This is a genomic window from Acinetobacter sp. 802_lipA (assembly GCF_058242885.1).
The window spans coordinates 1,939,269-1,963,163 of sequence record NZ_JBZAYP010000001.1; the positions used below are offsets into that span (position 1 = coordinate 1,939,269).

The following is a 23,895-nucleotide window of genomic DNA, read 5'->3' on the forward strand; positions in this document are numbered from 1 at the left end:
TATTTAATGAAAGGAGATTCTTCATCTCAATCGAGCATTAGAAGTCGATCAAACTAAATATTGGGATATAAGGTCAGGATTTTAACGCTTACACGATCTCTCTAAACAGCGATGATATCGTCCTTTTAACCTTATAGATCAATGTCCAGCATTTTATTCTATATTCTATATTCTATTTCCGTTTCAATTTGCCGCAATACCCATTGCACTAAAGGCTGCGGTCATTTAATTTTGACCCGCGAGGATGAATACTGTTTTATAAATTAAGCTAAGCTTGGCCTTCGAGCGCAGAACAAAAAGGACAGAGAATAATGCAGAAGAATATGGCATTGATTGTGGTGGATGTACAAAATGGTTTTACGCCTGGTGGAAATTTAGCGGTAGTAGGATCAGATCAAATTATTCCTAAAATTAATCAGCTTGGCGATTATTTTGACACTATTGTACTCACTCAAGATTGGCATCCTGAAAATCACGTTTCTTTTGCAGACAACCATCCCGATCAACAGGCCTTTCAAACGATTGAATTAGACTACGGCACACAAGTGCTCTGGCCACGTCACTGTGTACAAGGCACACAGGATGCGGAATTGCATCCCGATCTTGACCTTGCCAAAGCGCAGTTGATCATTCGTAAAGGATGTCATGCGCACATTGATAGTTATTCTGCTTTTTTAGAAGCGGATCATAAAACCCAGACGGGACTCGCAGGCTATTTAAGAGAGCGTGGGATTGATACAGTGTTTATTGTTGGGATTGCAACTGACTTTTGTGTGGCATGGACGGCAATTGATGCCTGTAAACTCGGTTTTCAAACCTATGTGATTGCCGATGCCACCAAAGGTATTGATCTACATGGTTCTTTACAACATGCATGGCAAGAGATGCTGGCCCATGGTGTGAAACGTCTGTATTGCAAAGATATTGTGCAACAATATGCCGTGAATTGATGCGCTGATCCAATTGGCTCACCTCAATCACTAATATCGATATTATAAAAACATGCAGTAGGGAAAGGTCATGGGCACTTTTTTAAAATTTACCGCTTGGATTCAAAAAACCTTTGCTCTATGGGTCGTGTTATTTGCAGGCATTGCGCTCCTAAGCCCTGAAACTTTTGTCTGGATGAAAGCTTATATCACGTGGATGTTAGGGCTGATCATGTTTGGTATGGGTATGACCATGACACTGGATGATTTTAAAGGTGTGATGCAAAGTCCTAAAGCGGTTGCAATTGGGGTGGCGGCTCAGTTTGTGGTGATGCCAAGCGTGGCTTATCTGTTGTGTTTATTGTTTCGCTTGCCGACTGAAATTGCGATCGGGGTGATTTTAGTGGGTTGCTGTCCGGGTGGCACGGCATCCAATGTGATTACTTATATGGCGAAAGGCAATACGGCTTTGTCTGTCGCATGTACTACGGTATCGACCTTATTGGCACCTGTTCTGACTCCCGCGATTTTCTATCTGTTGGCCAGCCAATGGATTGAAATTAATGCATGGTCGATGCTGAGTTCAATTTTACAGGTGGTTCTGTTCCCGATTATTTTAGGGCTGGTGATACGCGCCGTGCTGAAACAGAAAGTCGAAAGTTATATTTCGGTGATGCCCTTAATTTCAGTGGTCGCAATTGTGCTGATTGTGGCAGCGATTATTGGCGGCTCAAAAGCACAAATTTTAGAATCAGGCTTATTGATTTTAGCTGTGGTGGCGTTACATAACGCGATTGGTTATTTACTTGGCTTTGCAGCAGCACGGATGTTTCACTTGCCACATGCCGACTGTAAAGCGGTTTCGATTGAGGTCGGGATGCAAAACTCAGGACTAGGCGTGGCTTTGGCGGCTGTGCATTTTGCTGCTTCACCAATTACGGCGGTACCCAGTGCGATCTTTAGTTTGTGGCATAACATTTCAGGGCCAATATTAGCCAGTTATTGGGCCGCGAAAGCAGACGCCACTGCCAAGGAAAAAAGTGAAAAGGAACATATGTCGGTTTGAGTATTGTACGCTGTTGCAGCTTCAAGCATAAAGTCAGGATGAATTTTCTATTTGGCATGAGGTTGTAACTAAACTGTCATAAAGACTACCTAACATCCCTGCCAAACACTTCATAACAGACTGTTGCAAACAGCATTGAGAGGGTATGGATAATTTTCAGCATTCATCGGCGACGTATTTTAACCGAGAGCTATCGTTATTTGAGTTTCATCAGCGGGTTTTAGCACAAGCATTAGATCCGAGTTTGCCTGTGCTGGAGCGCTTAACTTTTTTAATTATTTTTTCACGTAATTTAGATGAGTTTTTTGAAATTCGTATTGCGGGCTTAATGAAACAACGCGATATGAATGTGATAGCACGAACCCCTGATGCTGTTCCCACTGAAGTGATATTAGAAGACCTGTCCCAATCCATTCATCGTGCCGTTAAAAAACAGTTTGAAGTTTTAAATCATTCGATTTTGCCTGAGTTACAAGCACAAGGCATTCAGTTCATCCAGTTCCAAGATATTTTAGAAAAACATAAAGCGTGGATTGCAGAATATTTCGCCAGAGAAATTCAACCGGTTTTGACCCCAATCAGCTTAGATCCGTCACATCCTTTTCCTCGCCTCGTGAATAAAAGTCTGAATTTCATTGTGAGTTTACAAGGTAAAGATGCTTTTGGACGAAGCATTGAAATGGCGATTGTCCCTGCACCGCGCTCATTACCGCGTTTAATTCAGATGCCGAAAAACGTGGCAGGCAATATCGACACGCAGATTTTTTTAACCGCAATGATTCAGCAGCACATCAGTGATCTGTTTCCGGGGATGAAAGCCACGGGTTGTTATGCTTTTCGTGTGACGCGTAATGCCGATCTGATTTTGTCGGAAGATGTTGATGATTTGGCGGTGGCATTGAAAGATGAGCTGTCTTCACGCCGTTTTGGTCGTGCGGTGCGTTTAGAAATCGAAGATGACTGCCCCGAAACGGTGATTGATTATTTGCTTAAGGAGTTTGATTTAACCGAGCAGGAGCTTTATCGCATTGATGGGCCGATCAATCTTTCACGCCTCAGCACCAGTTGTGACCGGCCTGAATTAAAGCATCCAGTGTTTATTCCAGTCATTCCCAGAGTCTTGCGTAAACAAAAAAGTACCTTTGATACCTTAAAAGCACAGGATGTGTTGTTGCATCATCCTTTTGATTCTTTTCAGCCTGTGATTGGTTTATTAAAAGAAGCAGCGAAAGACCCAAATGTGCTGGCGATTAAACAAACCCTTTACCGCAGTGGGCCTGACTCAGAAATTGTACAGGTCTTGGCAGAAGCAGCACGAAATGGCAAGGAAGTCACAGCCGTGATTGAGTTACGGGCGCGTTTTGATGAAGAGTCGAACATTATCGTGGCGAATATTTTGCAAGAAGCTGGGGCGGTGGTGGTGTATGGCATTGTCGGTTATAAAACCCATGCCAAAATGATTTTGATTGTACGTCGTGAAAATGCCCAGTTGATCCGTTATGCCCATCTGGGCACAGGCAATTATCATGCGGGCAATGCGCGTATGTATACCGATTATGGGTTGATGACCACACAGCCTGACATTTGTGAAGATGTACATCGTATGTTCCAAGAACTGACGGGGATGGGCAAAATGGCCAAGTTGAAGGCGTTGTTACATGCGCCTTTTACGTTACACAGTGAACTGTTAAAACTGATTGAGCAAGAAATTCAGTTTGCACAAGCCGGTCAAAAGGCGCGTATCATCATTAAAGTCAATGCCTTAACGGAGCCGCAGTTAATTGCTGCACTGTATCGTGCATCACAAGCGGGGGTACAGGTCGATCTGATTATCCGTTCGATCTGCTGCTTGATTCCACAGGTCCAGGGCATGTCTGAGAATATTCGTGTGCGTTCGATTGTGGGCCGTTTTCTGGAACATACCCGCGTGTATTGTTTTGAGCATGGCGGTGAGAAAAAGCTGTACTGTGCCAGCGCAGACTGGATGGGCCGTAATTTATTTTCGCGTGTGGAAACTTGCTTTCCAATATTAGATCGTGTTTTGAAAAAACAGATTTATAAAGACGGATTAATCAGTTACTTAAATGATTGTTTGAATGCTTGGGAGCTACAAGCCGATGGTCATTGGCTTAAAGTGGCCTGTACCGATCCAGAGCAAAGGTATAGCGCGCAGCAACATTTGATTGCGCAGAAGCAACTCAAAATTTAACAGTTGCCATAAAAAAAGCCTGACGTAGGTCAGGCTTTTTTTATGATTGGATGTAATTAAGAGGCTTTAGATTGTTTTGCTTTTAAAATTTCCGTTCTTAAGCTTTGCGCCAACTCTGCAGACTCCGCACCCATGCCATTGACCATAAAGGCATGACGGGTCAAGACATTGGTTGGATTAGGTAAATTCACCAATTGGTAACTTTCAGAAATGTCTTTCAATAATTCGTTGCTTAAATGTACGGCACTTTCTTTGGCCGATAACTGTTGGACCAAACGCTCAGCAGCTTGATTTGCAGACAGCTGCATCGCATCGACTGCAGTTGAAATGCCACAACGCGTTTGTAAAACAAAGCGCTTTTCTTCGCGGTAACGTTTATACAAAACCTCAGAAAGCAGTTGGAACACACTGCTGATCATCATTAAACATGGCACTGCATTAGGTGTGTCTGTCGACATGCTGAGGGTGGCACCATGCTCATTAAAGGATTGAACTGTAGTGATGTCCGAGCTGTTGAGTTTGTAGTGTTTTAAACAGAGCTCTGTGCTTTTATTGAGGAAAATCTGACACAAATTAAAGTATGGAATAGACACGGTTGTATTCACCGAGTCCATCAACTGTTTCGGGTCGTAGAATTGAATATTGAGTGCAACCGAATGATTATCCACGATCACGGGTTTTTGTTCTTTAGGTTTCGCACTGGTTTTGATTTGTTGTTGTGCTTGAGCAATCGCGACTGCAGTATGGTGTTTTTCCTGTTCAAGCGTTTGGGTTAAAACTTGAATTTCATGTTTTAAGCGGGATTCGTTATTGATCCGTGCCAAATATTCGGTACGGCTTGGGCGCGCAATGGCGCGATAAGCTAACCACAGTAAACCATGAATCGCTAAGGACAATAAAATCGCTAACCACTGAGTACGTAAAATCTCCCCCATACTTGGTTTAATGAGCGTGATTTCAATGCTACCCACTTTCTTTTCGTTTTGCAGCGCATCACGGACAAATACTTCACCATCACGTGTTCGAACTTGGCCACCTGTGGCCAAGACTTGATTGTTGGCATCCAAAATACGAATGGAAGCTACGCTTGGATTAGTCGCATAGCGATCCACCAAAAGCGCAAGGGAAACCGTGTTGGCAGGCTCCAGCTCTGCAAGACTGTCTGTGACCAATTGAGAGGTCATCAGTTGGCCTTGGTTGGCACGGTTTTCATTCAGTTGATGAGTCGTTGCCAATACCAATAAAAAGGTATGTAAAGCAAAACTTACAATTAATAGGCTAGCAAATAGCCCTTGTCTAGGCGCATTCAACGTAAACTTCCAAAGAAAATATATTCAATTTCGATTATGATTCTAACAATAGTCGTAGCTCAGACCCGAGTCAATTCATGCGAGAAATCATTCTTATTTCATTTTTAGGACCAGACCAGCCGAATCAGTTCACTCGATTAATGCAGGTATTGACCACTCATTCATTACAAATTTTAGATGTCGGACAAGCAGTTATTCATAACCAATTGACCTTAGGTATTGTTATTTCTTCAGACGACCAAACCGCAACAGCTTTGGCGATGAAGGAAATTCTAATTTTAGCACATGATATTGGTTTAACTGTACGTTTTAAACCAATCACTACAACTGAATATGACCAGTGGGTGAGCGAAGGTGGACGAACGCGTTATATCGTCACGGCTTTGGCGCCAGAGCTTGAGGCGTCTCACTTACAAGCAGTTACAAATATTGTGTCTAACCAAGGTTTCAACATCGAAACCGTGACCCGTCTGTCAGGTCGTCCAGTCTTAAATGGCGAAGTCGATGGGCCGAAACGCGCCTGTGTTCAATTCGGTTTAAGTGGTCAAATGTTGGATGCCGCAGCCATGCGTGCAGCCTGTTTACGTTTGTCACATGAACTGAATGTCGATGTGGCGGTACAAGAAGACAATGCCTACCGTCGTAACCGCCGTTTGGTGTGTTTTGACATGGACTCGACCTTAATTGAGCAAGAAGTGATTGATGAGTTGGCGATTGAAGCGGGTGTTGGCGTACAAGTCGCTGAAATCACAGAACGTGCAATGCAGGGTGAGCTGGATTTCCAACAAAGCTTCCGTGCACGTGTCGCACTGCTCAAAGGGATGGATGCCTCTGTCCTACCTAAAATTGCAGAACGTCTGACCGTTACAGAAGGTGCTGAACGCTTAATTTCGACTTTAAAAGCATTAGGTTACCGCACGGCTATCTTATCGGGTGGTTTTCAGTACTTTGCAGAGTATCTACAAGCCAAACTTGGTATTGATGAAGTCCATGCCAATGTCTTAGACGTTGAAAATGGGTTGGTGACGGGCGAAGTTAAAGGTCACATTGTCGATGGCGCACGTAAGGCATTATTATTACGTGAGTTAGCCGATAAGATGGGCATTTCTCTTGAGCAGGCGATTGCAGTGGGCGATGGTGCGAACGATTTACCTATGCTGTCGATTGCTGGCCTAGGTGTCGCTTTCCGTGCGAAACCGCTGGTGAGACAAAACGCCAATCAAGCCATTTCAAGTGTTGGCTTAGATGGGGTGTTGTATTTATTGGGTGTGCACGATAAAGATTTAAATCGTGCTTAAAGCATCTCGGTGTTATCAAAAACGCAGCCTTTGAGCTGCGTTTTTTTGTTGCAAATTTAAGCGAAAAACGATGAGCGGTCAGTGAAAAATGTCGATAAAAACAACGATCAACAGAATTGGAAAAAATATTTTTAAGCGCTGAAAATACGGGTTTTATTTTGTAATGACACGCCAAGACTGAGCGCGTCTTTGTTTTGGAAAAGTTCAAATCTAAAAAAATGTAATGACAATATAATATGGCGACAAGGTATGTCGCATTCTAAAAATACAAGCCTTTTTTTCTTTTCAAAACTGCTCATAATGCATGCATAGAGTTTGAAAGCTACACAATCCATTAATTTTAAACGGTATCGGGGATGAGTTCAGCACAGTGTATCAGTCGCCTGAATTTATCTTAGACGGAGGTTTTTATGGTAACAGCGAATTTAGCAACCATCGTTGGCTTAAGTTTAGTCGCCGCTGCGTTAATTGCTGTTTTCTTTTCGCCTTATCGTCGCTGGTTGAGTTTTATGGTGGCGGGTATGGTGTTTTGGGGAATATTGGAAGTCATTCGCCTAGGTGTGCAAGCAGTGTTTGAAATGCCGATCACTTATAGCTACTTAACTGCTTTAACTTCAGCGATGCTTATTGTGACGATGTTGCTTCTACGTGAAGATCGTCGCGCAGAACGTGCACTGGCGCAGCGCCGTTGTATTGAACATACACCTGTATATGAAGATGACCAACAGCAGTGTTCTAGCCGCTAAGTCATAACCTCATACCGTAAAAGAAGATGCCTAGAGCATCTTTTTTACGTTCTTACATGATTGTTATACAAAGCCTAGCGGTAAAAATGGCAACTTGTGGTAGCATTGAAAACAGTCAATTTATCAACAATTACAATAGGCTTTCATGTCATGAAACTATCTTCAATTCCTGTGGTTAAACTTCCATTGGTTGATGTCAGCACGGATCCGCTGGATTTAATGGTTACAGGTTTGGCACTTCGTATGAAACAGCTGGCGCGTACCAGTCCAAAATTTATTGAATTAGTTCATGAACGTCAGTTCCGTATTCAAATTGGTACGGATCTGGGTATGGCGCGCCAAATTATTGTGAACAATGGTCAGATTGATACCGTTTCAGGTGATGCTGAAAAAGCCGATTTTATTTTACAGTTTGCGGACAGTGAGCAGGGTGTGAAAACTTTAATCAAAGGTGACCCAACCGCATTTATGACGGGCATGCAAAACGGCAGCATTAAAATGGAAGGTGATTTTGGTCTCTTAGTTTGGTTTAACCAAGTTGCAAAATTGGTTCCACCCAAGCTACCAAAGCCTGTGAAAGCAAAAATTAAAGCCGCTCGCGCATTTTTGAAAGAAAAAACAGGTAAGTAAAAAGATTTTTTAAACGTCTCGATTCCGTCTCCTTTATAAAAGGCAGATTGAGCACCATGCATAAAAAAGCCCTCTATCGAGGGCTTTTTTATGCATGGTGCTTTTATTCGACTTCTAAATTGAAAGTCACGGGTCCATCATTGACCAAATGTACTTTCATGTCGGCAGCAAAAATACCGGTTTGCACATGCTCAAACTGGGTCTTGGCATATTCAACCAGTTGTTCGTATAAAGCCTCAGCATCATTTGGTGGCATGGCTGGTCCAAAGTCAGGGCGTAAGCCTTTTTGGGTTTGCGCCATTAAGGTGAACTGCGAAACCAGAAGAATACCCCCACCGGCTTGGCTGACATTCCAGCCCATTTTGCCTTGTTCGTCGTCAAAAAAACGATACTTTAAAATTTTATCGATCATTTTTTTGCCTTTGTCTAAAGTGTCTTCTTTCCCAAGACCTAAGAAAACCAAGATACCGTGTTGAATTTCGCCTGTGGTTTCACCATCGACCACCACTTTGGCTTCGAGAACGCGTTGTAATAAGGCCCGCATGACTGATTCTATCTACCTTTTGATTGTGCAGACTGAAATTGTAGCAAACCAAGTGCAGCACAGGAGAGATATCGATTGAAAAAACAAGGTCGTTGCGTTGATATTTACAGCAATGTTTAAGTAAAAGAGCATAGGCCAAGAGCGATGACAATAAAGACATCAACACTTGGATTCTGAATCAAGAGAAACAAGGATCTATCGAGTAATTGGTCGAATAGCAAGACCGAATTACCAAAACATGGCTATGCAGTTTAAAAAAATGTGCTTTAATGCAATAAGTTGCTAAAAACCGAAAATGATATGTCTGCCATCATCCAATCCTTATTAGATACTGATCTGTACAAATTTACGATGCTACAGGTGGTTCTGCATAAGTTTCCCCAAGCGCATAGTGTGTACCAGTTCCGTTGTCGCAATTTGGATGACACGGTCTATCCTTTGGTCGATATTCTCGATGATTTAAACCACCAATTAGATTTGCTCTGCCAATTACGTTTTCAAGACGATGAACTGCAATACCTGCGCGGTTTGCGCTTTATCAAAAGTGATTTTGTCGATTATTTAGAGTTATTTCAGCTCAAACGCCGCTTTATTGTGGCCAGTATTGATCATCAAGGCCGTTTAGACATTCGAATTGAAGGGCCGATGGTTCAAGCCATGATGTTTGAAATCTTTGTGCTTGCTATCGTCAATGAGCTGTATTTCCGCCGTATTCGAACGGATGAGGTCATGGCTGAGGGCGAACGTCGCTTACAGGCCAAAGTGGCTTTATTAAAACACTATGAAACATCGCAAACGCCAAATGATCCTCCATTTTTAGTCTCTGATTTTGGCACGCGGCGACGTTATAGTTTGGCGTGGCAAAAACATGTGATTGAAGTGTTTAATCAAGCTGCACCGCATATTTTCCGTGGCACCAGTAATGTCTTAATTGCGAAGCAATTGGGCCTAACCCCGATTGGCACCATGGCACATGAATTCCTACAAGCATTCCAAGCGTTGGATGTACGTTTACGTAATTTCCAAAAATCAGCACTGGAAACCTGGGTACAAGAGTACCGTGGTGATTTAGGTATTGCTTTGACGGATGTGGTGGGGATGGACGCATTCCTGCGTGATTTTGACTTGTACTTTGCCAAATTGTTCGATGGCTTGCGCCATGACAGTGGTGACCCGTATGAATGGGGCGATAAGGCCTATGCCCACTATAAAAAGTTGAAAATTGACAGTAAAACCAAAATGCTGACCTTTAGTGATGGACTGAATTTAGAGAAAGCGTGGGATCTGCACAATTATTTCAAAGACCGTTTCCAAGTCAGCTTCGGGATTGGCACCAATTTGACCAATGATATGGGACAAACCCCTTTAAATATTGTGCTCAAGCTAGTCGAGTGTAATGGTCAGTCGGTTGCGAAAATCTCGGACAGTCCGGGTAAAACTATGACGGATAACGACACCTTTTTGGCGTATTTACGTCAGGTTTTTGAGATTGCTGAAGCAGAAGTCAATTAATCCAGAATATATACCATGCCAGAATCCGTTCTGGCATTGCGCATTAAAAAACTGGTGAATAGTGATATCTCTAATTCTGCTAAAAGAATGCAAAAAATCAGAATAATTGTAAAAATGAGTTGTGCTAAGATCAAAGCATGATCTGAAAATATACGAAATAATATGACACATTCTGCCTTTGATTTTGGCTTGTTGATAGACGCAGAGCAGTTGGTTCCGCATTTAGGGAATGACAAATTACGCATCGTCGATTTAAGTCGAGCTTCAGTCTATGACCAATTGCATATTCCACATGCTTTACATTTAAAGCCAAAATTTTTGGTGCGCCAAGATGAACAAGCCACCGGTCTACTTCCTGATGTGGAAGGTTTACAAGAGCTGATTCGTTATTTGAATATTTCACCTGAGCATCATGTGGTGGTTTACGATGATGAAGGTGGTGCTTGGGCAGGGCGCTTGATTTGGAATTTACACTGCTTAGGTTTTGAAAATACCAGCCTGCTGAATGGTGGAATTCATGCATGGCTTGCAGCAGGACTTCCAACCACTTCCGAAGTGGAACAGTTTGAACCTGTCAATACTTTGGTGCAGGTCGATCAAGCCAAAATACAGCAGTATCGAATTGAATATGCTGAGTTATTAGAGAAAGTTCAAAGCAGCCAAGTCCAACTTTGGGACTGCCGAACAGAAGATGAATATACGGGCCTGCGTCTTGCAGCGCGACGCGGCGGTCACATTCCAAATGCACTACATTTTGAATGGAGTACTGCCCTTAACCGTGAAAATCATTTAAGATTGCACCCTTTAGAACGCACGCAGCAACGCTTAGAGCAATTGGGTTTTAACTTAAATGAACCTGTGGTGGTGTATTGTCAGTCACATCACCGTTCAGGACTGGCTTATATTTTAGGTCGTTTATTGGGTTGGAATATTCAGGCGTATGACGGTGCGTGGAGTGAATGGGGCAACCGCCTCGACAGTCCTATCATTACCGGAGAGATGCCGTCTTGAGCCTCACATCACGCTTAAAAAAACAAATTTTCATTCAAGCTCAACGTGTTGTACCCCAACATCAGTTATCACGTGTCGTGGGCAGAGTCGCAGCCAGCGAAAATCCGATTGTGAAAAATGCGGTCATCACTGCATTTAAAGCGCAGTACGGCATTGATATGTCGATTGCTGAGCAGAGTAATGCACTGAAATTCAAGTCCTTTAATGAGTTCTTTACCCGTGCATTAAAAGAGGGTGTACGTGATATTGATACGGATGCAACCAGTATTGTATCGCCTGCGGACGGTGCGATTTCACAGTTAGGTCCCATTGTGGAAGGTGATATTTTCCAAGCCAAAGGACAAAAATTCACCGTTGATAATTTAATTGCAGATCCACAGTTGGCTGAACCGTTTAAAAATGGTCAGTTTGCAACGGTGTATTTATCGCCTAAAGATTATCACCGTGTGCATATGCCATTTGCAGGCACATTGACGGAAACCTTATATGTGCCGGGTGAATTGTTCTCGGTCAATCAAACCACTGCTGAAAACATTCCAGGCCTGTTTGCCCGCAATGAACGTATGGTTTGTTTATTTGATACAGAAATCGGCCGTATGGCCGTGGTCCTCGTTGGCGCCATGATTGTGGCGGGGATTGAAACGGTTGCAACAGGAAAAGTGAAACCGACTGGCCGTTTAGAATTAAATCAGCATAACCTGTTCTTGGACAAAGGCGCTGAACTCGGTCGTTTCTACCTAGGCTCAACCGCTGTGGTACTGTTTGAAAAAGACAAAATGACGTGGGATGCAGCCTTTAAAGCCAACTCGACTGTGGTGATGGGTGAAGCGATGGGACATACAGTTTAATCGTGTCAGCTCTAGGCCACCGTCCTTGTTAAACGGACGGTGAGAGACAAAAAAAGCACCGATATCGGTGCTTTTTTCATGCTTTTGAAGAAAGAGGCTTATTCAGGATTATAGGTGCGTTCTTTGGGGAAAATCACTTTAAAAATAGAGCCTTGATTTTCTTTGGATTCAATTTCTAAATGAGCTTGGTGTTGCATTAACACATGTTTCACAATTGCTAACCCTAAGCCTGTGCCACCCGTTTGTCGACTGCGCGCGCTGTCAACACGGTAGAAGCGTTCGGTTAAACGAGGCAAGTGTTTAGGATCAATGCCTATGCCAGTATCTTCCACAGTAAAATAAGCCTGTTCACCATTGTCATGCCAACCCATGGTCACCGTTCCGCCTTTCGGTGTGTATTTGATGGCATTGGTAATCAGATTACTAAAAGCACTGGCTAACTCCATATCTGAACCGATTAAGTCGCAGTGACTGTCGATATCGAGATTGAGCGTATGCCCATAATCAATATTATAGGCATGCGCATCGTCATAAAGTTGGTTCATTAAGCTAGGCATATCAATGATTTGATTTTTAGCAATTTGCTTGTCATTTTCTAGGCGTGACAGTAAGAGCAAATCATTCACCAAGGCATTCATGCGTTTAGCCTGTGCCTGCATTTGATCAAAGGCCCGCTTCCAACGTGGGTTGAGGTCTTCTTGGTCTGTAAAAGTCTCAATATAACCACTGAGTACTGTGAGTGGTGTACGTAGTTCATGTGAAATGTTATCGACAAAGTCTTTACGCATTTGTTCGAGATTGTGCATGCGGGTCACGTCATAGGCGACCAGTAAGCGACTTTCACCACCAAAACGGGTCATTTTGACTTGAACATAATGTTCATCAAAACTGGATGACTTCATTTTTAAGCCATCTGGTGCCGCATCAATATTATTGTAATAATCCACAAAACTCGGTTGGCGTAATAAAGTCAAAATATTACGGCCACGGTCATTTTGTTCGATGCCTAATAACCGTTCTGCGGCAGGGTTCCACCATTCAATTTGTTGCATGTCATCAATCAGCACCACGGCTTCTTGCAAAGCGACCAATGATGACTGTGCCCGATCAATCAACCCGACCATTTCCGCTTGTACAATCCGTTCTTGGCGCTGTGCACGATAAACATTGAACAATAATGCCCCCCAAATGCCCCCAAGGTTGGGTGGAACTTCGTAGGGACGATTGGAAATCCAGTCATTGACCAAATACAAAGAGCGCATTTGCAGAATGAAAAAAACGGCAAAGGCAAAGGAGATACACGTCCAAAAATAACCAACGCCAAAACCAATCAAGCTTGCAATCAGCAAGAAAAAGGCAAGGAGACGTAAGTCCTGTTTGGCAAAGCCCCATAAACTGCTGTATCGCGTTTTTTTATGCTCGCGCGCAAGTTCAGGGACCGGGTAGGGTTCATACATAAAACAAAATTAACCTAGGGCGATATCCGCACGTGTAGAGAATCGATAGCCTGTACCCCGAACTGTTTGCACAAAACGATCTGCAGCATAAGGCTCAAGCACTTTACGTAAACGGCGAATATGCACGTCGATGGTACGGTCTTCAATATACACGTTTCCGCCCCAGACTTGGTCAAGAAGTTGTGCACGGGTGTAGGCACGCTCAGGATGGGTCATGAAGAAGGCCAATAAACGATACTCGGTTGGCCCCATATCGAGGAAATTATTGCCAAAGCTGACCCGTTGGCTGACAGGGTCTAAGATTAAACCATTGGCATCAATCGATTTTTCACCGCTGAGCGCATTAGCGCGGCGTAAAACAGCTTTAATGCGTGAAACCAATTCACGGGTCGAAAACGGTTTAGTCATGTAGTCATCTGCACCAGCATCCAGACCTTGCACTTTATGGTCTTCTTCACCACGTGCCGTGAGCATAATCACTGGAATTTCAGAGAGATTTTCATCGCGCTTGAGACGACGACATAAGTCTACACCACTGACGCCACCAGGCATCATCCAGTCGAGCAAGATCAAAGCAGGGCGCTGATCCACAATCATTTGGTGGGCTTGTTTTGCATCTTCTGCTTGTAAGCATTGAAAGCCTGCCATATCCAACGAGGTGTGAATCATTTCTCGAATGGGAAGTTCATCATCGACGATTAAAATGTAGTCATCTTTCACAACGCAATATCCTATTGTAGGTAACGGCAGGCCGTTTTAATTTTATGACAGGCTTATTACAAAGATTAATTATGACAGTATCATTGCAAAAAACAGACGATTGATGAAATTTGCAAAAAAATGTGACAAAAAATCGTCATATTGGGATTCAAAATTAATGGAAGTTTAATCTAAATTGCATTCGGAAATGCCGATTGCATCCAAGTGAAAAGTCTTAGACATCCAATTTTGCCCGTGTATTGGGATCTGAAAAGGTTTCTAGAAGTGAAATAAACACAATACGGCTCGAGGATAAAACCTCTTCAAAGGATTGTTTAAACCCACTGACCACCCAACGGATCGCAATTTGTGTGACATAGCCATTGAGGCCTGTGGCAACCAGCGAAATTTCTCGTTCGGACCGGTTAATTTGCGGCATCATCAACATCACAAAGGCTTGAATCATGCGGTCAAAACGGGTCATGGTTTCATGAATGGTGGCTTGGTTATGTAATTCTTGGACCAACATTGCATCGATATAAATAATACGCGCCATGCGGGGATTATCTTTTAAGGTGGTGAGCAGGGCACGCAGTCCAGCATCAATCATTTTGTGTGGATCTGAAGAGGCTTGCATAATGGCTTGCATGACATTGTGCTGTAACTCATCGATCAGCTTTAAAAAAATGGTTTGAAATAGTTGCTCACTTTTTTTAAACGACTCATAAAAATAACGTTCAGTAAGTTTAGCTTCATTACAAATATCTTTCACCGTCACGGCAAAAAAGCCGTGAGTGCCGTAGGCTTCAATTCCTGCTTCAATCAGTTTTTCACGACGCAGCTGTTTACGTTCAGAAAGCGATAAGCCTTTGAATTGTCTTTCTTTGGTTTTATTGTTATCGCTGTTTTGTTGTACTGGTTCAGATGCCGTCATCAGATTTTATCGCCCTATTTTAAAGCCAAGGTTTTGTATAGTTTAGCAATAAACCATGACTCTACCTATGCGTAGGCTTTAATCTCTATCTGGTTTTCATGGACTTGACACTTTTGGCTATTAAATTTATGACAATTGATATTGTCAATTATAAAAAAAGCATCTACAGTCGATGTACAAAGATAAAGGGCAACCACAATCTCATGAAGAATTTTAAAAATAAAGTTGCAGCCATTACAGGCGCTGGGTCGGGTATTGGCCAACAATTGGCACTTTTATTGGCCAAGGCGGGCTGTCATGTTTCATTGAGTGATGTCAATGAGCAAGGGTTGGCGAAAACGGTTGAACTGCTACAAAGCAGCAATGTACGTGTCACCACGAAAAAATTAGATGTTTCGGACCGTTTAGCGATGCAAGCGTGGGCTGAAGAAACTGTACAAAATCATGGTTCTGTGAATATGATTTTTAATAATGCTGGTGTTGCTTTGGGTTCAACCGTAGAAGGTGCATCCTATGAAGAGTTGGAATGGATCGTGGGAATTAATTTCTGGGGCGTGGTCTATGGCACCAAAGAGTTTTTGCCTTATATTAAGAAAACAGGCGATGGACATATCATCAATATTTCCAGCTTATTTGGCCTAACCGCTCAACCGACTCAGTCTGCTTACAATGCCACTAAGTTTGCGGTGCGTGGCTTTACGGAGTCATTACGCCAAGAGTTAGATATGGAAAACTCTGGCGTGAGCGCGTTGTGCGTGCATCCGGGTGGGATTCGAACCAATATTGCCAATGCTGCCAAAGTGAATGACAGCTTGCGTAGCATCGGGATGAACCCTGAGAAATCTGCGCAGACCTTTAATAAATTATTACGCTGTCCACCCGAAGAAGCAGCGCGTCAAATTTTAGAGGCGGTACAAAAAGACAAGCGTCGTTTATTGATTGGCAACGATGCGAAAACCTTAGATTTGATTCAACGTATCTTACCGACGGGCTACCAAAAAGTGACTGCTTTTGCGACCAAATTAAGCCAAAGAAAGTCTTAATGTTGTGATGTAAAAAAACCCGCCTTGGCGGGTTCTTTTATGCTTAATTTTAAAGAGTGTCATGATCAAAAACGTGTTCTATCAAATATCCGTTTAGCTTTAAATGAGCGTTTCAATGGTCTTTTTCTTCCAAACAAATTGATAATAAAGCCCTTGCATGATGCATAAGCTGACAAAGGCCAGTGCATAAGCATACCAAATCCCTTCCAGTCCCCACCATTCACTAAATAAGTAGGCACAGGGCACTTCAATCGCAATAATCGCAACGATATTGATCACCATAGGCATGGTGACTGTACCGCTGGCCCGCATAATAGAGGCAAAAATAGCACTGGCACCAAAGAATAAAATGGACCACAGCACAATAAACAACAGCTGTTGCCCTAGCTCAACTACCGCATGGTCCGTGATAAAAAGTGCCATGAGGTATTTGGAGAAGAGGTAGGCTAAAACCACCAAAGAGCCCGTAATGATAATGTTCATGCCGAGCGCGGTACGCGTGACTTTGGCCAACAACTCGGACTTGCCTGCGCCAATGGCCTGTGCACCAAAAATCGATGCAGCAATGGCAATCGATAGAGCAGGGAATTGAATATAATTCAGAACCTGATTGACCGCGCCATAAGCAGCTGTTGCATCGGCCCCATGGCGGTTGACTAGGCCCACAATCACAAGACCCGCGACGGAGGTGGTGATCATTTGAATGCCTGTTGGAACCCCTAAGCGGAGAATGATTTTACTTAGCTGGCGTTCAAAGCGAATATGACGTAGCAGTTGTGCATCGAGCCTGAGTGGGTGCTGTTTATAGTTCAAATAGAAATATAAAAAGGTCAGCACGGAAACAAAGCCTAAAATGGTCGCAATGGCAGGGGCAACAATCCCGAGTTTGGGAAAGCCAAAATAACCCGCAATCAGAACTGGCGTGACACAAAGCCCAATCAAGATGGTCATGCCAGAAGCAATCAGAGGTGTTGTGCTGTCTCCGACACCGCGTAAAATTGAGGTATAAATAATATATACAAACAGTAAAGGGCTACCTGCCAACATCCATTGCACATAAGGTAACGAGAGATGCATGACGTCTTCATCGATACCCAAAGCCGATAAAATTGGTCGCGCAAAAACTACCCCTAAAAATGCAATAAAGCTGCCACCAATGAGAGTCATAAAAATAGTGGAGCCGACCACCGCACGGACTTTTTCAATATTCTGTGCGCCCCATGCTTGACCAACCAAGACGGTCGATCCCGCGGATAGTCCAATTACGAAGGCCATTAAGCAAAACAGGATGGGGAAGAACACTGCAACCGCTGCAATCGCCTGCACACCCATCATCTGTCCGACAAAGATGGTATTAATCGTACCCGACAGATTTTGCAGAATATTGGTGGCAATCAAAGGCATCAGGAAAATAAAAAAGGCTTTCCATAGCTTTTGTTGTTGCACCAATGGGGTGTGTGCTGACATAAGTCATCCTGAGGTTATTTTTATTACATTTCTAAGGCTTACCCTAGCATAGTTCGGTGCTGAAAAGCCGATGTATTTCAGTAAGCGAAGCCTGTTCTTGTGCAAAAGTAAAGCTGAAAAAGGTTTAAACGCTTTGCAAAATTTCAGCTGCCTGAGCCAAGGTTTGATCGGTCTTGGCAAAGCAAAAACGAATCATGCGCAAAGCCTCTGATGCCTGCTGATAAAACACGGAAACAGGAATGCCAACAATGCCATGCTGCTCTGCCAGAAAGCGGCAAAATTCAACATCGTTTAAATCGGGACGAATGCGGCTGTAGTCGACATTTTGAAAGTAAGTGCCTTGCGAAGGCAGCCATTGAAAGCGTGAACCAGTTAAACCCTCAATAAAACGATCGCGTTTTGCTTGATAAAAGCCCGCTAAGTTTTGAATATGCTCAGGATGTTGCTGCATATAATTGGCTAAAGCCAGTTGTACTGGGGTGACTCCGCAGAAGTTGGCAAACTGATAGACCTGACGGAACAGTTGCATCAGCGCAGGTGTAGCAACGCAGTAGCCCGTTTTCCAGCCCGTCACATGAAAAGTTTTGCCAAAGGAACCCACCACCACACTGCGTTCACGCAGTTCAGGAAAAGACAGCGCCGAATAGTGACGTTGACTATCAAATACCAGATGTTCATAGACTTCATCGGACAGGACTAAAATATTGGTGTCGCGAATCAGTTCAATTAGGGTGAGCCAATCTTGCTTGCTCCAAATGGCACCACTTGGGTTATGTGGTGTGTTGATAATGATCAGTTTGGTTTTGGCCGTAATGGCTGATTTGACCTGCTCCCAATCGACCGAAAAATGCGGTGCTTGGAGCGCAATATGAATGGCCTTACCCCCGACCAAAGCCACACTTGGCGCATAGCTGTCATAACTGGGGTCAAAAATGATGACTTCATCATCCGCATGGACTACGGCTTGAATGGTAGCAAAAAGGCCAATGGTTGCGCCCGGAGTGATGGTAATTTCGGTCATCGGGTCGAGCTGAATCTGATCGCGTTGTGCAAATTGCTGTGCCAGTTGCTCGCGTAACAACCAGACTCCATCACCGGGAGCATACTGATTGAACCCACTTTGAGTGGCCTGTGCTAAAGCATCCAGCAGTTCAGCGGAGGCTTCGAAGTCTGGAAAACCTTGGGATAGATTTAGGGCATTTAAGCGCTGTGCCATGGCAGTCATGGTGCTGAAAATAGTGACGCCTTGTGCAGGCAGTTTAGATGAAGGCAACTGAATCATGAATGCTTAAAAGTGTCTAAATATCAGCCCAAAATAGCATATTCATCCCCTTTTACTTATGCAAATTTTGCATGTAGGGCAGGGGTGAAGTATGCATTTTTGTGGATTGCCTTTATAAGAGCAGTTCAACCGCCGCGCGAATAATCCCCAGCGCTAAGCCAATAAATGCACCGACCACCACGCCATTGACCCGAATCATATGCAAGTCGCCACCGACTTCATTTTCGATCTTATCAATCATTACACTGGAGTCCCATTCGTGAATACGTTCACTGATAAAACGAATGACTTTTTCACTGTATTGGTCACTGAGATTGACCGCAATGCCGCTGAGACGTTGATTGAGCAAGTCTCTGACGGCTTGATTGGAGATGATGTTCTCCCCAATTTGTTGAATGGATACACGGATGTTGTGAGCAATGCCAGAGTCTGGTTTTTGTAAGTCTTGCTTAATGGCATCACATAAAATGACCACTGCACCGCTAATAAAATTCAGCACTTGTGGGCTATCTAGCAGGGCATCTTTGGTTTGGTTTAAACGCTGGCTGGCTTTACTGTCTGTGTCTGCCAGTTCGAGCATGAGCGCGTGCCCTATCGCTTCAATCTTTTGACGCCACGGATGCTCAGGATCGGCCAACATCGACTCGACTCGTTGAATGAGTGAGTCGATGGTTCTTTGCTGCACATCGATGCCAATCCAACTGGCCCCTTTGGCCAGTTTCCAAACCCCGAGTTCTTTGAACAAGGTTCGGGTCAACTCACGACTTTGTTCAGGATGTTGGGTCATCCAGTCATGCGCCAAGTCGAGTCCGCGTTGTAATACATCTTGATGGAAATCATTTTCTAGCACTGCACGAAGCATTTCACTGGCCAAATGATTGACCTGAGTGTTACGCACCCACTGCACGCTGTTACTTTGAATAAAGCGCCCGATTTGTTCTTGGCCCACAAACTCAAAGACTTTAGGCACCGTTTGTTGAATGACTTGGGTGACTTGCAGATTGTTTTGTGGGTTGGCGAGCCATTGGCCAACCGCCAAAGACAGGTCGGTACTTTGCAGGCTTTTTTCCACCACTTGTGGAGAAAGAAAATTCTCTTGTACAAAGCGGCCCATAGACTCTGCAATACGGTCTTTGTTACGAGGAATAATTTCGGTGTGATCGCGTAAAAACTTTGGAATCGGCATTTTTCCAAAGGGATTACGGAACAGCACAGTAATGGCATACCAGTCAGCCAAGCCGCCGACCACACCTGCTTCTGCGGATAACATTAAAATATGAATGATCCAAACCTTGTCTGTGGGGACAAACTTGGCCACGACCATCAGCAGCAGCCATGTCACCACTGCCGTGATCAAGGCAATGGTGGCAAAGCGTTTACTGCGTTTCAGACTCGATGGGACGGCTTGAGGTTCATTCATAGGCAGGCTCTATGCTTTATTTACTGGTCGACGCTGGACTGCTGGGTTCGGGCGGTGGGAGCACTTCACCAGTTGGACTCAAACCGTATTTTCCACCCAGCGATTTTAAAATCAGCGTGGCATCAAAGGCATCGCTTGGTGCCGATTTTTGGTCTTTAAAGCATTGAATGCTGTATGACACTTGCACGGGGTCAATGTCGACTACACGTGGTACATCGTAGAACGGATCAGGCCAAAAGGCTGGATGGCGAGAATAATAACCATATGGGTAATAAGGCATTGGGTTTGAATACACCACGGCCTGCCTTGGTGGTTGGTTTTGGTTGCTCGGATCATTCAGCACTTTAAAGAAGCGATAACCATTTTGTACCGTAGTTTGCGCGGCTTTGACCAAGGTAATTTCTTCAGCCGTGCCATAGCTCATATTTGGACGCGCTTGGAAGCTGATGCGATAAGTCGAAGTGTTTAATGGTGTATTGCTAAACCGACCTAACTGGTCGAAGGTTAAGGGCTTTGAGGCGGTAGAGGCACAGCCTACTAAACTCAGACCCGTCGCCAGTGCACAGGCGATTAAAATTTTCTTCATGAGATAGACTCCTTAGCACAGAGGGAGAAGCCGAACAGTTAAAAATGGCTGTTGGGCTGAGTCAAAAAATCCAGTTCTTCTTGGCTTGAGTTGCGGCCAAGGACTTGGTTCCGATGTGGATAGCGTCCAAAACGATCGATAATCTCTTTGTGACGCTGTTCAAAATCGAGGTTAATCGGATTGCCTAAGTCTTCGAATAATTTTAAAGCATATTGATGAATAAGTTTCGATTCACTATGCATAAAGGGCATATATAAAAAACTACGTGGGTGGCAGTGCTGCATCCAGTTTTAGCGTGATGGCTTCTTGTGCCAAAGCGTCCTGAGCAAAGACCAAAGAACTGTTGCGATACAGGTTTCTCGACAGTTGGTCGAGCACAATAATTTCAGCCAAACGCCCCTCAGCACTACTGCGCCAAGACCATAGCTCAGCATGCGCCGCTTGTTGATGAATTGTCTTAAATTTTTCTTCGATGAGTGCATCGAACGCATCATTTTGGCTAAACCACCAGCTTTGGTTTTTGGGATCGAACCAAAAATCTAAAATTTCTTGATAATTCATAAAGTTTACAATTCTTTAGCATTTATTCTTCAATACAATCACACTTTTGATATGTCTAATAGCGTAACTTTGTGATAAATATTTTCCGAAAAAATAGAACAGATGGTTTACTTGAAAATAGGACTGGGTGTAATGTGCCGAATTAAAATCACGTTATACTGATATAAACTGATGATTTTATTTTATTCGTCGTTGTAATTGTTTCTTCCAAAAAGTGAGATTGTAATGGGTCAACCCGCATCTAAATCTACAGCTGTGTTACCGACTTGGGTCAATTCATCACTTTTGCAAGGGATGTTACGTGGGATTGAGCGTGAAAGTTTGCGCATGCAAAGTGATGGTTTTTTATCACAAGCCGACCACCCTCAAGCTTTGGGTTCTGCACTGACCCATCCGCATATTACGACGGATTATTCGGAAGCTTTATTAGAATTTATTACACCGCCCCAGCCCAGCATTACCGAGGCGTTGCACTATTTAAAAGACATTCATAGCGTGGCGCATCGTCATCTGGAACATGGTGAAAAGCTCTGGCCGCTGTCGATGCCATGTATGTTGGATGACAATGACGATAAAATCCGCTTAGCCCAATATGGCAGCTCAAATATCGGAAAGTTCAAGACCTTGTACCGTCATGGTTTAGGGGTACGTTATGGTCGCCGTATGCAAACCATTTCAGGTTTACACTATAACTTATCTTTTCCTGATCAGCTTTTTGAACAATTACAACAACATGAAACAGATGAGGCACTAAAAGCCTTATCTGCACAAGACTATCGTAGTCACCGCTATTTTGGTTTGATCCGCAACTTTATTCGCCTTACGCCGTTGGTGATGTTTTTGGTCGGGGCAAGTCCATCGGTCTGCCAGTGTTTTATGACAGGGCGTGAACATCATCTGTTGCCATTGCTACGCGGGACCTTGTATTTACCGTATGCGACTGCTTTACGCATGGGACGTTTTGGTTATCAAAACTCAGCACAAAAGCAGCTCGGGATTCATTACAACAATATCGACGGTTATCTCGAAGGCCTACAAAAGGCAGTCAAAACGGCTTATGCGCCGTTTAGTCGCTTAGGCCTCAATGATGCGCAGGGCGAGCCGATTCAAATTAATGATCATGTCCTACAAATTGAAAATGAGTACTACAGTTTGGTGCGGCCAAAGCAAGTGCCGCAAGCAGGGGAAACACCATCACAAGCGCTGAGCAATCGTGGTGTCGGTTATGTGGAACTGCGTGCGGTGGATGTGAATCCGTATAGCCCAATTGGGATCAATGAAGATACCGCAGGTTTCTTAGAAGTGCTGGCGCTGTATTGCTTACTGCTGGATAGCCCAGATTTATTACCTGCAGAGCAAGATCAAATCGAGAAAAACCAAGCGGAAGTGGTCAATCGTGGTCGTGCACCGAATGCTGCAATTACTGTGGGTGAGCAGTCATTCCCGATTGAAGCATGGAGTCAGTCTCATTTAGAGGCGATGCAAGAACTGGTTGTGTTGTTAGATCAGTGCTATGGCACCACACTCTATAGCAAAGCGATGACAGTCATGCAACAGAGAGTCGCTGAAGTTGATGATACTTTGTCGGCGCAGATGATCGAAGATACTTTGGAAGCGGGTGGGACATGGGGCTTTGGTAGCCAAATGGCTGCACAACATGCATCGAGTTATGAGCGTCATCAGTTGAGTGCAGAGACATGGGCTTATTTTGACGATTTAGCTACGCAATCACTGCAACAACAACAGCAATTAGAGCAAGACAGTCAACTGAGTTTTGAACAGTATCTTGCACAATTTAGATAAAAAATTAAGAGGATTGACCATGCAATGGAGTTATCGCTTCGTGAGTGGTGTTTTGGTTTTAGCCAGTATCATCGGGATGGCCTTTGCCTTGTATTTAGAGCACGGCCCCCTACAGTTAAACCCATGCCCACTCTGTGTGTTCCAACGTGTGGGACTGATTGGACTGGGGATTATTTCGCTGATTGCTTTTTTGCATAACCCCGCATCGAATGGTTTTAAACGTTTTTATGCATTTTTAGGCAGCCTCTCGATCTTATGGTCCGCAGGTGTGGCAGCACGTCACGTTTGGTTACAGAGCTTACCACCTGATCAAGTGCCGAGCTGTGGCCCAGGCTTGGATTATTGGTTAGACACGTTGCCGCTGCGTGCTGTGTTTGAGCAAGTTTTAACAGGTTCAGGTGAATGTGCACTGGTAGATTGGACTTTCTTGGGTCAGTCTTTACCTGTGTGGTCTTTGGTGTTTTTTGTGGCACTGGCGTTGATTAGTCTGTGGCAATTGTTGCGTAAATATCCAAGCCACGCGAAGAAAAAATAATAAAG

Annotated in this window: 21 protein-coding genes and 1 pseudogene; 12 read left to right on the forward strand and 10 right to left on the reverse strand. The window is 43.9% G+C overall.

The annotated features are described in order from the left end of the window. Positions 1–311: 311 nt before the first annotated feature. From pncA to ppk1, 3 genes are all read left to right on the forward strand, one after another. Entirely contained in the window at positions 312–950 is a 639-nt protein-coding gene (gene pncA, locus AC4CU3_RS09500) for a bifunctional nicotinamidase/pyrazinamidase (protein WP_490738163.1), read from the forward strand. Positions 951–1,020: 70 nt separating this feature from the next. Next, positions 1,021–1,995, forward strand: a complete 975-nt coding sequence (locus AC4CU3_RS09505) for a bile acid:sodium symporter family protein (RefSeq protein WP_114837605.1) — start codon at positions 1,021–1,023, stop codon at positions 1,993–1,995. 145 nt (positions 1,996–2,140) lie between these two features. After that, complete coding sequence (gene ppk1, locus AC4CU3_RS09510; RefSeq protein ID WP_114837604.1) at positions 2,141–4,204, forward strand: polyphosphate kinase 1; 2,064 nt, start codon at positions 2,141–2,143, stop codon at positions 4,202–4,204. Positions 4,205–4,260: 56 nt separating this feature from the next. Here ppk1 and AC4CU3_RS09515 read toward each other — a convergent pair whose 3' ends face one another. After that, positions 4,261–5,514 carry a hypothetical protein gene (locus AC4CU3_RS09515; protein ID WP_004691810.1) on the reverse strand — a complete coding sequence of 418 codons (1,254 nt, stop codon included), beginning with the start codon at positions 5,512–5,514 and terminating at the stop codon, positions 4,261–4,263. Between the two features lie 77 nt (positions 5,515–5,591). Between AC4CU3_RS09515 and serB the strand changes: the two genes are divergently transcribed. The 3 genes from serB to AC4CU3_RS09530 all read left to right on the forward strand — a co-directional run bounded on the left by serB (position 5,592) and on the right by AC4CU3_RS09530 (position 8,188). Beyond that, positions 5,592–6,812, forward strand: a complete 1,221-nt coding sequence (gene serB, locus AC4CU3_RS09520) for a phosphoserine phosphatase SerB (protein ID WP_490738164.1) — start codon at positions 5,592–5,594, stop codon at positions 6,810–6,812. A 410-nt stretch (positions 6,813–7,222) separates the two neighbouring features. Continuing rightward, positions 7,223–7,558, forward strand: a complete 336-nt coding sequence (aciT, locus tag AC4CU3_RS09525; protein WP_004691806.1) for a ciprofloxacin tolerance protein AciT — start codon at positions 7,223–7,225, stop codon at positions 7,556–7,558. 150 nt (positions 7,559–7,708) lie between these two features. Then, positions 7,709–8,188, forward strand: a complete 480-nt coding sequence (locus AC4CU3_RS09530; RefSeq protein WP_004691804.1) for an SCP2 sterol-binding domain-containing protein — start codon at positions 7,709–7,711, stop codon at positions 8,186–8,188. Positions 8,189–8,291: 103 nt separating this feature from the next. Here AC4CU3_RS09530 and dtd read toward each other — a convergent pair whose 3' ends face one another. Next, positions 8,292–8,732 carry a D-aminoacyl-tRNA deacylase gene (dtd, locus tag AC4CU3_RS09535; protein ID WP_078425125.1) on the reverse strand — a complete coding sequence of 147 codons (441 nt, stop codon included), beginning with the start codon at positions 8,730–8,732 and terminating at the stop codon, positions 8,292–8,294. Positions 8,733–9,032: 300 nt separating this feature from the next. On the opposite strand from dtd, the gene pncB reads away from it, so the two are divergent. The 3 genes from pncB to asd all read left to right on the forward strand — a co-directional run bounded on the left by pncB (position 9,033) and on the right by asd (position 12,103). Then, entirely contained in the window at positions 9,033–10,244 is a 1,212-nt protein-coding gene (gene pncB, locus AC4CU3_RS09540; protein ID WP_058951496.1) for a nicotinate phosphoribosyltransferase, read from the forward strand. Between the two features lie 162 nt (positions 10,245–10,406). Continuing rightward, entirely contained in the window at positions 10,407–11,255 is an 849-nt protein-coding gene (locus tag AC4CU3_RS09545; RefSeq protein WP_490738166.1) for a sulfurtransferase, read from the forward strand. Beyond that, the gene (gene asd, locus AC4CU3_RS09550) at positions 11,252–12,103 is read left to right on the forward strand and encodes an archaetidylserine decarboxylase (protein ID WP_062031857.1); all 852 of its coding nucleotides are present in this window, start codon (positions 11,252–11,254) and stop codon (positions 12,101–12,103) included. Before AC4CU3_RS09545 ends, asd begins: the two co-directional genes overlap by 4 nt. Positions 12,104–12,201: 98 nt before the next feature. Here asd and phoR read toward each other — a convergent pair whose 3' ends face one another. The 3 genes from phoR to AC4CU3_RS09565 all read right to left on the reverse strand — a co-directional run bounded on the left by phoR (position 12,202) and on the right by AC4CU3_RS09565 (position 15,193). Then, entirely contained in the window at positions 12,202–13,560 is a 1,359-nt protein-coding gene (gene phoR / locus AC4CU3_RS09555; protein ID WP_004691795.1) for a phosphate regulon sensor histidine kinase PhoR, read from the reverse strand. A 9-nt stretch (positions 13,561–13,569) separates the two neighbouring features. Further along, the gene (gene phoB, locus AC4CU3_RS09560; RefSeq protein WP_004691794.1) at positions 13,570–14,280 is read right to left on the reverse strand and encodes a phosphate regulon transcriptional regulator PhoB; all 711 of its coding nucleotides are present in this window, start codon (positions 14,278–14,280) and stop codon (positions 13,570–13,572) included. Between the two features lie 214 nt (positions 14,281–14,494). Further along, entirely contained in the window at positions 14,495–15,193 is a 699-nt protein-coding gene (locus AC4CU3_RS09565) for a TetR/AcrR family transcriptional regulator (protein WP_063454377.1), read from the reverse strand. Positions 15,194–15,396: 203 nt separating this feature from the next. Here AC4CU3_RS09565 and AC4CU3_RS09570 point away from each other — a divergent pair, with 203 nt between their 5' ends. Next, positions 15,397–16,236 (forward strand): SDR family NAD(P)-dependent oxidoreductase, encoded by an 840-nt coding sequence (locus AC4CU3_RS09570; protein ID WP_078388286.1) that lies wholly within the window; start codon positions 15,397–15,399, stop codon positions 16,234–16,236. A gap of 99 nt (positions 16,237–16,335) precedes the next feature. Here the strand turns inward: AC4CU3_RS09570 and AC4CU3_RS09575 are convergent, their stop codons facing one another. The 5 genes and pseudogenes from AC4CU3_RS09575 to AC4CU3_RS09595 all read right to left on the reverse strand — a co-directional run bounded on the left by AC4CU3_RS09575 (position 16,336) and on the right by AC4CU3_RS09595 (position 21,552). Beyond that, positions 16,336–17,703, reverse strand: coding sequence for an MATE family efflux transporter (locus AC4CU3_RS09575; protein WP_279691148.1), 1,368 nt, complete (start codon positions 17,701–17,703; stop codon positions 16,336–16,338). A 124-nt stretch (positions 17,704–17,827) separates the two neighbouring features. After that, positions 17,828–18,985: a methionine aminotransferase gene (locus AC4CU3_RS09580; protein ID WP_279691146.1), complete on the reverse strand. Its 1,158-nt coding sequence runs from the start codon at positions 18,983–18,985 to the stop codon at positions 17,828–17,830. 112 nt (positions 18,986–19,097) lie between these two features. Continuing rightward, the gene (locus tag AC4CU3_RS09585; RefSeq protein ID WP_178895738.1) at positions 19,098–20,405 is read right to left on the reverse strand and encodes a DUF445 domain-containing protein; all 1,308 of its coding nucleotides are present in this window, start codon (positions 20,403–20,405) and stop codon (positions 19,098–19,100) included. A 16-nt stretch (positions 20,406–20,421) separates the two neighbouring features. After that, positions 20,422–20,991: a CC0125/CC1285 family lipoprotein gene (locus AC4CU3_RS09590; RefSeq protein WP_125273763.1), complete on the reverse strand. Its 570-nt coding sequence runs from the start codon at positions 20,989–20,991 to the stop codon at positions 20,422–20,424. 38 nt (positions 20,992–21,029) lie between these two features. Then, positions 21,030–21,552 (reverse strand): annotated as a pseudogene (locus tag AC4CU3_RS09595) (DUF924 family protein). Between the two features lie 225 nt (positions 21,553–21,777). On the opposite strand from AC4CU3_RS09595, the gene gshA reads away from it, so the two are divergent. Next, positions 21,778–23,355 carry a glutamate--cysteine ligase gene (gene gshA / locus AC4CU3_RS09600; protein ID WP_004691780.1) on the forward strand — a complete coding sequence of 526 codons (1,578 nt, stop codon included), beginning with the start codon at positions 21,778–21,780 and terminating at the stop codon, positions 23,353–23,355. A gap of 19 nt (positions 23,356–23,374) precedes the next feature. Next, entirely contained in the window at positions 23,375–23,890 is a 516-nt protein-coding gene (locus AC4CU3_RS09605) for a disulfide bond formation protein B (RefSeq protein WP_058870537.1), read from the forward strand. Positions 23,891–23,895 lie beyond the last annotated feature (5 nt).

Excerpts from the sequence above, each read along its gene's own strand:
- AC4CU3_RS09565 (WP_063454377.1), bottom strand. The coding sequence starts at position 15,193 with ATGACGGCATCTGAACCAGTACAACAAAACAGCGATAACAATAAAACC.
- gshA (WP_004691780.1), top strand. The coding sequence starts at position 21,778 with ATGGGTCAACCCGCATCTAAATCTACAGCTGTGTTACCGACTTGGGTC.
- AC4CU3_RS09585 (WP_178895738.1), bottom strand. The coding sequence starts at position 20,405 with ATGAATGAACCTCAAGCCGTCCCATCGAGTCTGAAACGCAGTAAACGC.
- AC4CU3_RS09605 (WP_058870537.1), top strand. The coding sequence starts at position 23,375 with ATGCAATGGAGTTATCGCTTCGTGAGTGGTGTTTTGGTTTTAGCCAGT.
- AC4CU3_RS09575 (WP_279691148.1), bottom strand. The coding sequence starts at position 17,703 with ATGTCAGCACACACCCCATTGGTGCAACAACAAAAGCTATGGAAAGCC.
- AC4CU3_RS09545 (WP_490738166.1), top strand. The coding sequence starts at position 10,407 with ATGACACATTCTGCCTTTGATTTTGGCTTGTTGATAGACGCAGAGCAG.
- pncB (WP_058951496.1), top strand. The coding sequence starts at position 9,033 with ATGTCTGCCATCATCCAATCCTTATTAGATACTGATCTGTACAAATTT.
- pncA (WP_490738163.1), top strand. The coding sequence starts at position 312 with ATGCAGAAGAATATGGCATTGATTGTGGTGGATGTACAAAATGGTTTT.
- aciT (WP_004691806.1), top strand. The coding sequence starts at position 7,223 with ATGGTAACAGCGAATTTAGCAACCATCGTTGGCTTAAGTTTAGTCGCC.
- ppk1 (WP_114837604.1), top strand. The coding sequence starts at position 2,141 with ATGGATAATTTTCAGCATTCATCGGCGACGTATTTTAACCGAGAGCTA.
- AC4CU3_RS09570 (WP_078388286.1), top strand. The coding sequence starts at position 15,397 with ATGAAGAATTTTAAAAATAAAGTTGCAGCCATTACAGGCGCTGGGTCG.
- dtd (WP_078425125.1), bottom strand. The coding sequence starts at position 8,732 with ATGCGGGCCTTATTACAACGCGTTCTCGAAGCCAAAGTGGTGGTCGAT.
- AC4CU3_RS09530 (WP_004691804.1), top strand. The coding sequence starts at position 7,709 with ATGAAACTATCTTCAATTCCTGTGGTTAAACTTCCATTGGTTGATGTC.
- AC4CU3_RS09580 (WP_279691146.1), bottom strand. The coding sequence starts at position 18,985 with ATGATTCAGTTGCCTTCATCTAAACTGCCTGCACAAGGCGTCACTATT.
- serB (WP_490738164.1), top strand. The coding sequence starts at position 5,592 with ATGCGAGAAATCATTCTTATTTCATTTTTAGGACCAGACCAGCCGAAT.
- phoR (WP_004691795.1), bottom strand. The coding sequence starts at position 13,560 with ATGTATGAACCCTACCCGGTCCCTGAACTTGCGCGCGAGCATAAAAAA.
- AC4CU3_RS09590 (WP_125273763.1), bottom strand. The coding sequence starts at position 20,991 with ATGAAGAAAATTTTAATCGCCTGTGCACTGGCGACGGGTCTGAGTTTA.
- AC4CU3_RS09505 (WP_114837605.1), top strand. The coding sequence starts at position 1,021 with ATGGGCACTTTTTTAAAATTTACCGCTTGGATTCAAAAAACCTTTGCT.